Source organism: Rhodococcus sp. 06-1474-1B (genome assembly GCF_002258885.1).
Taxonomy (GTDB): Bacteria; Actinomycetota; Actinomycetes; order Mycobacteriales; family Mycobacteriaceae; genus Rhodococcoides; species Rhodococcoides fascians.
In genome coordinates this window covers 90,765-104,314 of the sequence record NZ_NOYR01000033.1, presented here as the reverse complement: position 1 = coordinate 104,314, position 13,550 = coordinate 90,765, and the positions used below count along the sequence as shown (strand labels likewise).

Genomic DNA, 13,550 nt, shown 5'->3' with positions numbered 1-13,550 from the left:
CGCGCAGCTCGAGAGCTAGAGCCAGCCGGGCACGACCAGTACCGCCCAGGCGATCAACGGGCCGATGACGACGACCAACGCGCTGTATTTCAGGATCTGCTTGTAGAAGACGTCCCGATCGATGTCCTGGGCGTTGGCCAGCACCAGAGCGCCGTTGGTGGAGAAGGGACTGACGTCGACGATCGTCGAGGCGATGGACAGGGCCACGATGACACCGATGGCACCGACCTCGCCGGCGAGCAGGAACGGAACGGCCAGCGGGATGGTGACACCGAGGATGGCCGTCGACGACGCGAACGCCGACACGATGGCACCGATATAGCACAGCAACAGAGCCACGAGCAGCGGAATACCGATGCCGGCAACCGCATCACCGACGTACTCGACCGTGCCGGCTTCCTGCAGCACGCCGACGAACGTCAGCACGCCACCGATGAGCAGTACCGTCGACCAGCTGATCTGGTTGATCGCACCCTTCTGCGCCTTGGGCGACGCCAGGGCGAGGACCACGGCGACCGTCATCGACACGAAGCCGACATCGAGATCGAGGACGAGTGAGAACAACGCCAGCGAGGCCAGCCCCACGAGCGTGAGGATCTGATCGAACGTGATGGCCTTGACGGCGGTGGCCAAAGGTGGCGCGTTCTCGACCGTGACCGTCTGACCGGACGGCTTGGGCGTCGACGATCCGAAGCCGCGCATCACAGTCCTCGAGCCGCCCCCGCCTACTCCGCCCGAATCTCCCTCGGGGCGGGTGCCGTCCTCGTCGTGCACGCTACGTCCGAGAAGTGCACGTCCGCCCAGGAACATGAACAGCAACGCACCGATTGCCGCGTTGAAAAGCATGCTGCCCAGGAACAAGGTGAGTGGGCTGTTGACCAGACCCGCCTTCTGAGCGATGTTGTTGACGGTGACGCCGTAGATGCTGATCGGCGAGAACCCGCCCGCCTGTGCGCCGTGAATGACCATCATGCCCATGAGCAGGGCATTGATCTTGTACCGCGCCGCGAAGCCGAGTGCGATCGGTGCGACGATGGCCACGGCTGCCGGTCCCAGCGCTCCGATGGAGGTCAGCACGCCGGTGATACCGAACATGACCCACGGAATCAGGGCGACCCGGCCACCGACCAGCCGCACCGCACCGCGGACCAGGAGGTCGACCGTGCCGTTGTTCTGGGCGATCGCGAAGAGGTAGGTGATACCGACCAGCGTCAGGAACAAGCTGCTCGGGAAGCCGGCGATGATGTCGTCGGTGCCCATGCCCACGGCAATGGTTCCGACGAAGAACGCCGCCACGAACCCCAGCGCGCCCATGTTCACCGGGAACACGGTCGCAGCGAGGAACATGACGACGAGCGCAATGATGGGTATCAACTCGGTCGACATCGAAGGTCTCCGGTTCGTCTGAGGTCTCCCCCGAGCGGGCGCTCGGGTTCCGTGGCCAATTGGACTAGCCACTGAGTCTTTACAGACTGAACCAGTGAAGTGGATCACTTGTCAACAGTTGCTATGACCCGGGCCACTACCTACCCGACGGTTAAGGTGGGGGTCCAGAGGAGCAGAGAGCGAGTGACACAGTGGCTGAGCAAATTCGCCCGGTGACCCGACCACGGCTGTACGAGGTCATCGTGGAGCAGCTGTGCAAACACATCGCCGATCGCGACATGAAGCCCGGCGATCGACTCCCGCCCGAGCGTGAACTGGCGGGTCACCTCGGCGTCAGCAGAGCCTCACTGAGTCAGGCCCTCGTCGCACTCGAAGTACAGGGCATACTGGCCGTGCGCCACGGCGACGGAGCGGTACTCGTGCGACGGCCCGTGGGAGACATGGCCATTCGCGCCCTGCGCGAGCACGCCGATCGTCTGCCCGAGGTGATCGAAGCCCGCGAGGCACTCGAGGTCAAGCTCGCCGAGCTCGCCGCAAACCGCCGCAGCGACGCCGAAATGGCGGCGATCGACCATGCCGTGTCGGTGATGGCCTCGGAGATCACCGACGGAAATCGCGGCGACTCCGGCGACGAGCTGTTCCATCACGCCATCACCGAGGCCGCACACTCGCCGCTACTCGCCCGCCTCATGGGCGAAATCGCCGGCCTGATCCGCGAAACTCGAATCGAATCCCTCTCGCAGTCGAACCGACCACAGACCTCGCTGGAACACCACCGCCGCATCGCCGACGCTGTGCGGCAACAGAATTCGGTCGAGGCCGGACGCGCGATGGCCGAGCACATCCGCCTCGTCTCGGACGTTGCACTGCTCCGCTCCACGGACAGCTAGAGAACTCACCCGCCGCAGAACATGGTTGACATCCGCGGCCACGTCGGTGCATCGTTATTGGCACAGCGCCAACAACGCGTCGTACGCTCCGACCCGAGGACCCTCCATGACTGCACTCGCAGACCGCACCGACGACGTCACCACCGAGCTCGCCGACGTCCGACAGCTCGCCCGCAGCTTCTTCGAGAAGGAGGTCGCGCCGCACCGCGAGGAATTCGCGGCGGCCGGACGCCCCAGCCGCGAGGTCTACCGGAGTGCGGGCAACCATGGACTCCTGGGAATGTCGATACCCCAGCAGTACGGCGGAGGCGGCGGCGACTTCCGCCACGAGGCGGTGCTGTTCGAGGAACAAGTCCGCGCAGGCGACTCGGCCATGCAGTTGGGTGTGCACAGCGGCATCGTTCCGCATTACATCCTTGCGTACGCAACCGAGGAGAAGAAGCAGCGCTGGCTACCGAAGCTGTGCTCCGGCGAGTGGATCGGCGCGATCGCGATGACCGAACCGGGAACCGGCTCGGACCTCCAGGGCATCACCACCCGCGCGGTGCGCGACGGCGACGACTACGTGGTCACGGGCGGAAAGACGTTCATCTCCAACGGAGCTCACTGCGATCTGATCATCATCGCCGCCAAGACAGATCCAACCGCCGGAGCCCGCGGACTATCGCTGCTCGTGGCCGAGGTCTCCGACGACACCGAAGGCTTCCACCGCGGACGGGTACTGCACAAGATCGGCCAGAAAGGCCAGGACACAGCAGAACTCAGTTTCGACGGTCTACGCGTCCCGGCCGCCAACCTGCTGGGTGAAGAAGGTCGCGGCTTCGCGCAGTTGATGCAGCAGCTTCCCCAGGAACGGCTGATCTGCGGTATCGCTGCGGCCGCGATGATCGAGGCCGCCGTCCAACAGACCGTCGACTACACCAAGACACGAAACGCGTTCGGCAAGACACTGTTCGACCTGCAGAACACCAAGTTCGAGCTCGCCGAATGCGCCACCATCGGACGCGTCGTCCGCACCTTCGTCGACGACGCAGTGGCCCAACATATTTCGGGTTCACTGGACGTGACGACGGCCGCGATGGTCAAGTACTGGACCACCGATCGGCAATTCGAGGTGGTCGACCGCTGCCTGCAACTCTTCGGCGGCTACGGCTACATGGAGGAATACCCCATCGCCCGCATGTTCGTCGACGGTCGCATCGCCCGCATCTACGCCGGTGCCAACGAAGTCATGAAAGACCTCATCTCTCGCTCTCTGTAGAACCCGCACCGACCCGAGGATCCGATGAACAGCCCAGCCGCACTGCACACTTCCACCATCACCGGCGAGATCGGTACCGATCGTATCGTCGTTCTGACGACCGACGATCCTGCGCATTCCACGAACACCATGAACGCGGCATTCGGTGAATCGCTCGAGCAGACCGTCGACTGGCTCGAGTCCGAACTCGATGCGTACGACGGCATCATCGTCACGTCGGGCAAGGATTCGTTCTTCTCCGGTGGCGACCTCGAATTGCTGCGCGACGCCGGTCCGTCCGACCATGCAGCCATCGCGGGTGCGCTCGATTTCACGAAGGACAAGTTTCGGCGGCTCGAGACGCTCGGCAAGCCAGTGGTGGCCGCACTGGGCGGCACCGCACTCGGCGGCGGCTTCGAGATCGCCCTGGCCTGCCATCATCGAATTGCCCTGAACAACAGCAAGGCTCGATTCGGGCTGCCCGAGGTGACACTCGGGTTGCTGCCCGGGGCCGGTGGCGTCACCCGAACAGTTCGGATGTTCGGCATCGTCAAGGCTCTGACACAGGTGGTGGGCCAGGGCCAGCGATATCGGCCGGCGCAGGCCCTCGAACTCGGACTCATCGACGAGGTCGTCGACACCCACGAGCAGATGATGGCGCAGGCACGTTCATGGATCACCGCCAATCCCGAGGCCCTCCAGCCCTGGGACAGGGCGGGATTCACGATCCCCGGCGGTACGGCGTCAGCACCGGCTGTGGCCGCGCAGCTGCCGGCACTCACGGCAACAGTGCGTGAACAGGTCAAGGGCGCGCCGATGCCTGCCCCCATCGCAGTGGTTGCCGCGGCAGTGGAAGGATCGGTACTCGACTTCGAGGCCGCCTCCCTCGTCGAAACCCGCTACTGCACGTCGCTCGCCTGCGGGCCGATCTCGGGCAACCTGATCCAGTCGATGTTCTTCGATCTCGGCTCCATCACCAAAGGCGCTTCCCGCCCTCCGGCCGAACCACATCGAGTTCCCGAGAAAGTGCTGGTGATCGGGGCCGGAATGATGGGTGCCGCCATCGCCTACGTCGTCGCCTCGGCGCAGGTTCCAGTGATCCTCCGCGATGTCTCGATCGAGTCTGCTGAGCGCGGAAAAGATTACGCGCGTTCGATTCTCGGCAAAGCTGTCGCGAAGGGACGAAAGACCCAGGCCGATGCCGATGCGGTGCTCGCGCTCATCACCCCCAGCTCCGACGCGGCGGACGCCGAGGGTTGCGACCTGGTCGTCGAGGCAGTGTTCGAGGATCCCGCCGTCAAGCAGGGTGCCTTCGAGGACGTCGACAAGTACCTGACCGCCGACGCGCTGCTGTGCTCGAACACCTCCACCCTCCCCATCACCGCACTCTCGCAGTCTGTTTCGCGAACCGCCGACTTCATCGGCACGCACTTCTTCTCCCCCGTCGACAAGATGCCGTTGGTGGAGATAGTGGTGGGAGAACACACCAGTGATTCCGCTCTTGCCCGCGCATTCGACTTCGTCCGTCTGATCGGCAAGACACCCATCGTCGTCGGCGACAGTCACGGCTTCTTCACCACCCGCGTCATCGGCCGATTCATGGACGAGGCGATCTCGCTGGTCGCGGAGGGCGTGCATCCGGCCACCGTCGAGCAGGCCGCACTCCAGGCCGGCTACCCGTCCGGCGCACTTGCTCTGATGGACGAGATTTCGTTGACCCTGTCGCGGCACATCCGCGAGGGCATGGCCGAGGCCGCTCGCGCGGACGGTCGCCCCTGGATCGTCTCGAATTCGTACGCCCTGGTCGATCGCCTCGTCGACGAGTTCGACCGTCCGGGACGCAAGGCGGGGCGCGGGTTCTACGAGTACGCCGAGGACGGCAGCAAGGTCCGGCTCTGGCCGGGCCTGGTGGAGCACTACCACCGCCCCGATCACGGAATTCCGTTCGAGGACATGATGGATCGCATGCTCGTCGCCCAATCACTGGATTCGGTCGCGTGCCTCGACGAGGGCGTTCTCCGAACCGTCGCCGACGCCAATATCGGTTCCATTCTGGGTATCGGCTTCCCTGCCTGGACCGGCGGTGTGCTGCAGTTCGTCAATCAGTTCGACGGCGGTCTCCCGGGATTCGTGCACCGAGCCGACGAGTTGCGGGCGCGATACGGCGACAGGTTCGTCGTACCCGCGTCGCTGCGAGCACGCACCGAGCGGTACCTCTGAGATCGCGCTCGCTCGGTTCGGTGCGATCATGACAACCATGCCGGCTGCAAGCACACCCAAGTGGAATCGACTGGAACCGGACGAGCGACGGACCCAGATCCTGGCCGCCGCCGTTCGCTTGTTCGGCGACAAGCCGTACGCCGAGGTCTCCATGGCCGACGTGGCTGCGGCTGCGGGTGTTGCACGCGGGCTCATTCATCACTACATCGGCAGCAAACGCGATCTGTACCTCGAGTGTGTTCGTTTCCTGGTCACCGTGCCGCCGATCGAGGACGTGCACTTGCCCACGGGCTCGGTCGAGGAGAGGGCTCGCGGGAGTGTGCACTGGCTGGTCGGCGTCATCGAGGCACACGGAACGGCGTGGGTGTCGGTGGCGAGCGGCTCGGGCGTGGACCAGCAGGTGGCGCAGATTCTGGACGAGGCGGACGACCTTGCCGCCGAGCGCGTCTTGGACGCAACGGCTTTCGAGACACACCGCGGCGATAGACGCATCGCAACGTCGGCAGTGCGGGCGTTCGGCGGCATGGTGAAGGCGGCAGGTCGCGAGTGGCTGGTGCGCGGCACGCTGACCCGGGACCAGGTGGAAACACTTCTGACAGACGTGCTCGTCACCGTTCTCTCCACCGCACGCTCTCTCGACAACGCCCCAGAACGGTAGCTGGGCAATCCTTTTCACGGTTCACATCCCGTCGATCACCCACGGCTTCGCTATTGACACCACGCCAACAAGGTGGAACTGTGACCGTATTCACTCGGGCGTACCGCGCCCCCTCTCGCACAAGGGACCTCGCCATGTATCTCACTCAAGGCCTCCATCGCTCCGCAGCCACCACACCTGATCGCGCTGCAACGGTGTTCGGCGATCGCGTGCGCACCTTCTCGGAACAGATCGATCGTGTGGCGAGGTTGGCGGCCGGTCTGCATTCCGTCGGAGTCGAGAGCGGCGATCGAGTGGCAATGCTGGCGTTCAACAGTGACCGCTACTCCGAGTACCTGCTTGCGGTCCCGTGGGCCGATGCCGTGCTCAATCCCGTCAACATTCGGTGGTCACCCGTCGAAGTTGCGTATGCACTCAACGACTCCGGGACCAAGGTACTCATCGTCGACGACACCTTCGGGGCGATGGTTCCGGCTCTACGCGCGTCGTGCCCCGACCTGGCCACCGTCGTCTACTGCGGGGACGGTTCCACCCCTGACGGCATGGTGTCGTACGAGGATCTGGTGGCATCCCACGGTCCCGTTCCCGATGTACGACGCAGCGGCGACGCCCTGGCCGGCCTCTTCTACACCGGCGGCACCACCGGATTCCCCAAGGGCGTCATGCTCTCCCACGCGAATCTGGTGACGTCCGGCCTGGGGACGGTGGCCACCGGACAGCTGCTCGACGACGCGTCGGTATTGCTCCACGCCGCACCGATGTTCCATCTCGCCGATCTGGCTGCATGGGTAGGGCAGGTCATGCTCGGTGGCACCCATGTCATGGTTCCGTTCTTCGAACCGACAGCGGTACTGGGCGCGATCGCACAGCACTCCGTCACCGATGTGTTGCTGGTTCCCACCATGATTCAGCTGCTCGTCGACCACCCCACGTTGAGCGAGTTCGACACCTCGTCACTGAGCCGTGTGCTCTACGGAGGATCCCCCATCTCCGCCGGTGTTCTCGAACGGACCCTTGCCAGGCTTCCGCAGGCCCGCCTCACGCAGGCCTACGGCATGACAGAACTCGCGCCGGTCGCATCTCTGCTGTGGCCGGAACATCATGTTGGACAACGTATCGGCTCGGCGGGACGCGCAGCCCCACACTCGGAGATCTGCATCCTCGGCCCGGATGACGAGCAGCTCGCCACCGGTGACGTCGGTGAGATCTGCGTCCGCGGCGGTCATGTGATGCTGGGCTACTGGAACAAGCCGGAGGAGACCGCGGCCGCCGTTCGAGACGGCTGGATGCACACCGGCGACGTGGGCTACCTCGACTCCGACGGATTCCTGTTCGTCGTCGACCGCTTGAAGGACGTGATCATCACCGGCGGCGAGAACGTCTACAGCGCCGAGGTGGAGAGTGCGCTCAGTCGTCATCCCGCCGTTCTGGCCTGCGCCGTGATCGGCGTTCCGGACGAGGAGTGGGGTGAACGAGTTCATGCGTGTGTCGTTCTGGCCGAGGGACTCTCAACCACGACAGCCGAGTTACGCGAGCACACTCGCACCTACGTTGCCGGATACAAAACTCCGCGCACCATCGAGTTCGTCACGGCTCTTCCCATGAGCGGGGCAGGCAAAATCCTCAAGCGCGACCTGCGTGACGCCTACGTCGCGAAGGAAGCGCTCGGAACCGCGACGGATTCGCGCCCGGGCACGACACGAACTCTGTGATCACCGAACCGATTTCACCTGCCATGTCACGGCTGCCCCGAGTGCGGCCAGTACCCCCACTGCCGCGAACAGAGCCGGGTACCCACCGACGGCGGAGAGGAACACGCTCGCGATCAGCGGAGCCATGGCAGGTGGAACGATCGCCCCGATGTTCATCACGCCGAGATCGGTCGCCCGACTGTCGGCGGACGGAAGGACCCCGGTCACCAGTGCCTGATCGACGGCCATGTACGCGCCGAATCCGCCGCCCAGCAACGCAGCCGAGACGAACGTCGCCTCCATCGTGGGATGTACCTCCAGGACGAAGCCGGCAACGGCCTGCATCGATGCCGCAACCGCCACGAAGATCTTTCGGCGACGCATCCTGTCCGACAACGGACCGAAGGTGAACGTGCACAGCACACAGGCGAACAGATAGACGACGGTGACCTCGAGCAGCGATGCCGTCGGATCGGCGACTCGAAGGCCGTCGGTGAGGAAGAACAGCAAGTAGCAGGTGCCGAGCGAGTTCGCCACGTTGACCAGGATTCGACCCCCGAAGACCCACGCGAAGTCGCGGTGACGCAAAGAAACGAGCAGCGAGGCCACGATGCTGTGTAGGCTCAACAGCGCTGTCGCTGAGTCAGTTTCGCGATACGACAGCAGAAACGGCACCGCGCAGATCACCAGGGCGATCGCCACGCAGAAGTACCCGCCCAGTACCGACAGGGCGAGCGTGGACACCAGGGCCAGGCCCGCCACCACGCCCAGTGCCTGTGGCGCATAGATCGCACTCGACACCGTTCCACGCTGCTCGTCCGCCACATGGTCGGCCACCACGGCTGTCAACCCTGCTGTTGCAGCACTCAATCCGAGCATCGCTACCGACCACGCCGCCCCGATTCCGAAGACGGTGTTCTGCAGCCCGGTGACCACCAACGCACCGGCGAAGAACAGGACACCGCCGCCGAACCAGACGCGCCGTCGCCCCAACCTGCTGCGAGTGCGATCGCACAGCGACCCGCACACAGGCAGACCGATCAGAAGCACCACGGCAGAGACCGCGTTGATCACGGCGAAGTCGAACACCTTCGATTGCGGATCGATCTCCTGCAACCGCTCGGGTAGAAGCAGCTGCAGCGGGACCAGATCGGCCATCCAATAGCCCAGCCACGCCATGGAGAACACGGCAATCCAGAGCGGGCGCACCCGGGCGGTCATCGATCAGTCTCTTCGTACGGGTGCGGCTGTTCCGTATGCACGGCGCACCACCTCGTCGAGGGTCGCCGCCAGCTGCGCGTCGTCGAGGGTGCGCGGGTTCGACACCGACGCGGCGGAAAGGTAGACCCCGCAGAGCCATTCGAGCAGTTCGATGTTCGACAGCGCGGCCCCGAGATCGTGACCGGTGGCCACCGACCCGTGGTGGGCCATGATGACCGCCGACTTGGAGTCCATCGCCGCCACCACCGCGTCCGCGAGCTCGGCGGTACCGAACGGCGCGAACGGCACCACCGGGACCGTGCCGCCGAGTGCCAGCTGCGCGTAGTGCACGGGTGGCAATTCATCCGCGACGAGCGAAAGAGCAACAGCGGCCGACGAATGCGCATGCACCACCGCGCGCGCGTCGCTCTCCTCGTAGATGCCCAGGTGCAAGCCGAGTTCCGATGTCGGCTTGTATGCACCCGCACGTACGACACCATCCATCCCGACGAGCGTGACGTCCTCGATCGTGGCGTCGGCCAGCACCAGGCCGGTCGCCGTCACCGCCACCACCGTGCCCGAGCGTGCGCTCACATTGCCTGCGGTACCGAGAACCAGGCCCCGTCGGCCCAGTTGCCGGGCGGTCTCGGCGACGGACTCTCGGAGTTCGTCGACGTCGGCCGGCATCAGATGGTCCTGCAGGTGCGGGCAAATTTCCGAACGAACTCGAGGTCGTAGGTCCCGAAGTCGGTACCGAGACCCTGCGCCACCTGCGCCGCGGTCGCGTTGCCCAGTTCGGCCGACTCGACGAGATTCGAGTTCAGGGACAGGCCGCGAACGAAGCCGGCCGAGAACGCATCTCCGCATCCACTGGTATCCACCACGTCCACAGCGAACGCGGGCACTTCGACGGTCTCCTCCGCCGTCACGATGAGCGTGGGCGACGCCCCGGCAGTGGCGACGACGCAGGACGCACCGAGTTCGAGCAGCCGGCGGCACCCCTCCTCGACAGTGGCGCAGCCGGTCCAGCCGAGGACCTGCTCGTCGTTCGGCAGCAGGTAGTCGACGTACGGCAGTGCGGGTGCGAAAGCACCGAGTCCTTCCGGAACGGACGGTGCCAGGCTGTCGACGGTGACGACGACGCCGTCCTCGTGGGCGCGGCGCGCGATGTCGCGTGCGGTGTCCGGTCCGAAGAACTCCGGTCCGCCGAGATGCACGAAATCGACGTTGTGAAACATGTTCCACGGAACATGCTGAGACAGATAGCCATTGGCACCGATCACATGCAGAGCCGGCCGGGATCCGTCCGGTCGAATCGGCAACACCGACGCCGACGTCTGCACCCCGTCCATACGATGCACCAGGGAGACGTCCACTCCGTCGTCGGCGAGAAGCTGCAGGAGAAACGCGCCTGCCGAATCATTACCGACAACTCCTGCGGTGTGTACCGCGGCACCCAGTCGGGACAGCACCAGCGCCGTTCCCGCGGCGGTGCCCGCGGCCGACGTCGCGATCTGCTCCGCCAGTACGGCCTGCTGACCGTCTGGTATCTCGGTCACCGGACGAACCAGAGTGTCGAGTACGTGCACCCCTAGAGTGAGGACTTCCGCCGGTTCTCTCATCGGATCGACGCGGTTCGCTCGGAGAGGATCAGCGTCTCGAGGTTGCACATCGAGACGTCGAATCGTGCGGACATCCCGGCGGTCGCGATCGGCCGCACAATACGTCCCAGCCAGCTCGGAGCCACATCGAACCAGAACTCGAAGGTCATCGCAGTGGAGGTTGCGCCGCTGAGCGGTGCGAAGCGAAATACGTTGGCCACGTTGGTCAGCGGCGCGAATCCTTCTCCCGAATCGATCCGCAGTCGGTTCGGTTCCAGGTGCCGAACCGTCCAGGTGGCGTGACTGGTGAAGCGACCGAGCGTCGCCACCTCCTCGGTGTAGACACCGCCGGTGCGCGCGGTGCCGTGATGCGTGGTGACGGCCCGAACGTCGGTGACCCACTCCGCGTAGCGACTGGTGTCACTGGTCAGTGCCCAGACCTCCTCCGGGCTCGCTGAGAGCGTGCGATGGGCCGAGACTACGAAGCGTTGTTCCACGAGTGTTCTCCTTCGGTCGAAAGTAGTTCTGCTGCTGCGATTTGACCCGATCGCACGGCACCGTCCATGTATCCGTTCCAGTAGTCGGAGTGTTCGGCACCTGCCCAGTGCACGCGCCCGAACGCGGTGTCGCGCCACCGGCCCAGCCCGGTCAACACACCGGGAGGCAGCACCGCGGTCGGACCGCCGCGTGTCCATTGCTCGCGGGTCCAATCCAGCTCGATCCATTCGGTCGGTTCCAGCGCGCGGGGACCCACCGCGGAGGCGAAGGCGCGAAGAACCTCGCCGCGTCGCTCGAATTCGTTGCCGTCGGACCAATTCCGACCTCCTCGATGGCGTGCGCCCCAGGTACCGACGAAGCCCATCAGCACTCCGTGGCTTCCGTCGGGAGGTGAGTTGTCGAACATCGAGGACACCGGTACGTCGCTGTCGCGAAAGAGTGCCTGGCCGGAGAGCCCGCTGGTGCGCCAGAACGGCTCGGGATACACGGCCTCACACTTGGCCAATCCGCCGAAGTTCAATCGCTGGAACAGCGCTTCCTGGGGCGCGGGCAGAGCTGGGCTCCAGTCGATTCGAGAGGCCAGCACTGGCGGAATCGCGACGATGGCCGAACGAGCTACCCACGATTCGGTATCACTGTGCACCACCACCCGGTCCGGATACTGCTCCACCCGCCGCACGGGAGTGTCGAGTCGGACGGCATCCCCCAGCTGTTCGGCCAACACGATCGAGATCGCCTGGGAGCCACCGTGAAATCTCCACTGTTGCGCTCCCCCAGCCACACTCATCAGTCGGTCCACCATGCCGGGGGTGTACTCGTTACCCGCCCCGGCCACGTACGCCAAGCCGAAGAGCGCGGATACGTCGGCGGCCGTGCCGCCGAACACCGAGCCGAGCAGGATGTCGAGTAGCTCCACCCCACCGTCGGTGGCCGCGTGGCGACGAGCCCAGGTGGCCAGAGTTTGGGTGTCCCACTCGTGCGCACGGGGCGCATCCCACGGCCTGTCCACGGGAATCTGTTTGGCGGCTCGATCGATTCGTGCAACCAGCATTCCGACGTCGGGTAGCGAAGTGGGGTCGGGTGGGACACCACCGGCGAAGCGTCGGGCACGTCCGTTCTTGACGTAGATACTCGATCCGATGTCATGGGCAGGAAACGTGGCGACCCCGACCGAGGCGGCCAGGCGAAGGATGTGATCCTGCGTCGGACCGACGAACTGCCCGCCGGTCTCCACCACAGCGTCTTCGCCGATCGTATGGTTGACCGTCCTCCCGCCGACCCGATCTCGGGCTTCCAGAACCTGGACGGTCAGGCCCACCGCTGTCAGCTCCCTGGCTGCGGTCAGACCCGCCAGCCCTGCTCCGACGACTACTACGTCCACCCGATGGGGTACCGAACTTTCGCTCATGGTGTTCCTTTCGGGGTCTGCGATGCGGGTATCGGCGACAGTATCTCAATCTTGGCCACATGGCCAGGATTGGCGGTCATTGCTCGTCGACCAGCACCGCGATGAATTGTCGCCGGCACCCCGACTACGTTGTAGCGATGACCGAAGAGCGCCGAAAGACTCGATACGCACGAGGCCAGGAGCGCCGCGACGCGCTGGTCGACGCTGCCATCGGCGTGATCGGAACGCGTGGACTCGAACGTGTCTCGTTTCGGTCCGTGGCCGACGCCGCCGGCTTTCCTCCGTCGACCACCAGCTATTTCTTCGGCTCGGTCGGCGAACTCATCGATGCCGCGATCACTCGAATCGCCGAGAACGTGACAGCGAAAGTGACGGCTCTACTCGACGTCGCGCACACCGGCGGGCTCACTCGCGACGATCTCGCCGACGCGATCATGGACCTCGTCTCGATGCTGTCCTCCCCCGAGGACGACGACTCCCTCGTCCAGTTCGAGGCATACCTCGCCGTACGCAGACGACCCGAGCTGACGGATTCGGTACACCGAATCATGCGGATGATCGAGGAAGCGGCCGAGGCGGCGCTCGGAGCATTCGGCATCCCGGAACCACATCTACCGGCTCGGCATTTCCTGGCTTTGATCGACGGCTACACCCTGCACGAGATCGCAAGGCCGACACCGGGTGGCAATCGAACTGCGTTGCGAGATGCCCTGTTTCGGGTTCTGGATTCGTACGATCGGGCACCCTGACCACAGCCC

Annotated in this window: 12 protein-coding genes; 6 read left to right on the top strand and 6 right to left on the bottom strand. The window is 65.0% G+C overall.

Going from position 1 to position 13,550, the window contains the following annotated elements; genetic code table 11:
* Window positions 1-15 precede the first annotated feature (15 nt).
* Complete coding sequence (locus CH266_RS20990) at window positions 16-1,386, bottom strand: SLC13 family permease (RefSeq protein ID WP_094693873.1); 1,371 nt, start codon at window positions 1,384-1,386, stop codon at window positions 16-18.
* Between the two features lie 191 nt (window positions 1,387-1,577).
* On the opposite strand from CH266_RS20990, the gene CH266_RS20985 reads away from it, so the two are divergent.
* The 5 genes from CH266_RS20985 to CH266_RS20965 all read left to right on the top strand — a co-directional run bounded on the left by CH266_RS20985 (window position 1,578) and on the right by CH266_RS20965 (window position 8,106).
* Complete coding sequence (locus tag CH266_RS20985) at window positions 1,578-2,276, top strand: FadR/GntR family transcriptional regulator (RefSeq protein ID WP_094716105.1); 699 nt, start codon at window positions 1,578-1,580, stop codon at window positions 2,274-2,276.
* A 106-nt stretch (window positions 2,277-2,382) separates the two neighbouring features.
* Complete coding sequence (locus CH266_RS20980; protein WP_032368707.1) at window positions 2,383-3,537, top strand: acyl-CoA dehydrogenase family protein; 1,155 nt, start codon at window positions 2,383-2,385, stop codon at window positions 3,535-3,537.
* 24 nt (window positions 3,538-3,561) lie between these two features.
* A complete protein-coding gene (locus CH266_RS20975; protein ID WP_094716104.1) occupies window positions 3,562-5,736 on the top strand; it encodes a 3-hydroxyacyl-CoA dehydrogenase NAD-binding domain-containing protein in 2,175 nt (724 codons plus the stop codon).
* Window positions 5,737-5,764: 28 nt separating this feature from the next.
* Window positions 5,765-6,394 carry a TetR/AcrR family transcriptional regulator gene (locus tag CH266_RS20970; protein ID WP_306427547.1) on the top strand — a complete coding sequence of 210 codons (630 nt, stop codon included), beginning with the start codon at window positions 5,765-5,767 and terminating at the stop codon, window positions 6,392-6,394.
* Between the two features lie 134 nt (window positions 6,395-6,528).
* A complete protein-coding gene (locus CH266_RS20965) occupies window positions 6,529-8,106 on the top strand; it encodes an acyl-CoA synthetase (RefSeq protein ID WP_094716103.1) in 1,578 nt (525 codons plus the stop codon).
* Here CH266_RS20965 and CH266_RS20960 read toward each other — a convergent pair whose 3' ends face one another.
* The 5 genes from CH266_RS20960 to CH266_RS20940 are packed head-to-tail and all read right to left on the bottom strand — an operon-like array spanning window position 8,107 to window position 12,792.
* The gene (locus CH266_RS20960) at window positions 8,107-9,306 is read right to left on the bottom strand and encodes an MFS transporter (RefSeq protein ID WP_094716102.1); all 1,200 of its coding nucleotides are present in this window, start codon (window positions 9,304-9,306) and stop codon (window positions 8,107-8,109) included.
* A 3-nt stretch (window positions 9,307-9,309) separates the two neighbouring features.
* Entirely contained in the window at window positions 9,310-9,972 is a 663-nt protein-coding gene (locus CH266_RS20955; protein ID WP_094716101.1) for a class II aldolase/adducin family protein, read from the bottom strand.
* Window positions 9,972-10,907, bottom strand: a complete 936-nt coding sequence (locus tag CH266_RS20950) for a carbohydrate kinase family protein (RefSeq protein ID WP_094716100.1) — start codon at window positions 10,905-10,907, stop codon at window positions 9,972-9,974. Before CH266_RS20950 ends, CH266_RS20955 begins: the two co-directional genes overlap by 1 nt.
* The gene (locus CH266_RS20945; protein ID WP_094716099.1) at window positions 10,904-11,383 is read right to left on the bottom strand and encodes an SRPBCC family protein; all 480 of its coding nucleotides are present in this window, start codon (window positions 11,381-11,383) and stop codon (window positions 10,904-10,906) included. The genes CH266_RS20950 and CH266_RS20945 overlap by 4 nt, the downstream gene beginning before the upstream one ends.
* Complete coding sequence (locus CH266_RS20940) at window positions 11,365-12,792, bottom strand: flavin monoamine oxidase family protein (protein ID WP_094716098.1); 1,428 nt, start codon at window positions 12,790-12,792, stop codon at window positions 11,365-11,367. Before CH266_RS20940 ends, CH266_RS20945 begins: the two co-directional genes overlap by 19 nt.
* Window positions 12,793-12,929: 137 nt before the next feature.
* On the opposite strand from CH266_RS20940, the gene CH266_RS20935 reads away from it, so the two are divergent.
* Window positions 12,930-13,541 (top strand): TetR/AcrR family transcriptional regulator, encoded by a 612-nt coding sequence (locus tag CH266_RS20935; RefSeq protein WP_052066138.1) that lies wholly within the window; start codon window positions 12,930-12,932, stop codon window positions 13,539-13,541.
* The last annotated feature ends 9 nt before the right edge of the window (window positions 13,542-13,550 follow it).

Coding starts and splice junctions, on each gene's coding strand:
- CH266_RS20990 (WP_094693873.1), bottom strand. CDS start 1,386: ATGTCGACCGAGTTGATACCCATCATTGCGCTCGTCGTCATGTTCCTC.
- CH266_RS20980 (WP_032368707.1), top strand. CDS start 2,383: ATGACTGCACTCGCAGACCGCACCGACGACGTCACCACCGAGCTCGCC.
- CH266_RS20975 (WP_094716104.1), top strand. CDS start 3,562: ATGAACAGCCCAGCCGCACTGCACACTTCCACCATCACCGGCGAGATC.
- CH266_RS20970 (WP_306427547.1), top strand. CDS start 5,765: ATGACAACCATGCCGGCTGCAAGCACACCCAAGTGGAATCGACTGGAA.
- CH266_RS20965 (WP_094716103.1), top strand. CDS start 6,529: ATGTATCTCACTCAAGGCCTCCATCGCTCCGCAGCCACCACACCTGAT.
- CH266_RS20960 (WP_094716102.1), bottom strand. CDS start 9,306: ATGACCGCCCGGGTGCGCCCGCTCTGGATTGCCGTGTTCTCCATGGCG.
- CH266_RS20955 (WP_094716101.1), bottom strand. CDS start 9,972: ATGCCGGCCGACGTCGACGAACTCCGAGAGTCCGTCGCCGAGACCGCC.
- CH266_RS20950 (WP_094716100.1), bottom strand. CDS start 10,907: ATGAGAGAACCGGCGGAAGTCCTCACTCTAGGGGTGCACGTACTCGAC.
- CH266_RS20940 (WP_094716098.1), bottom strand. CDS start 12,792: ATGAGCGAAAGTTCGGTACCCCATCGGGTGGACGTAGTAGTCGTCGGA.
- CH266_RS20935 (WP_052066138.1), top strand. CDS start 12,930: ATGACCGAAGAGCGCCGAAAGACTCGATACGCACGAGGCCAGGAGCGC.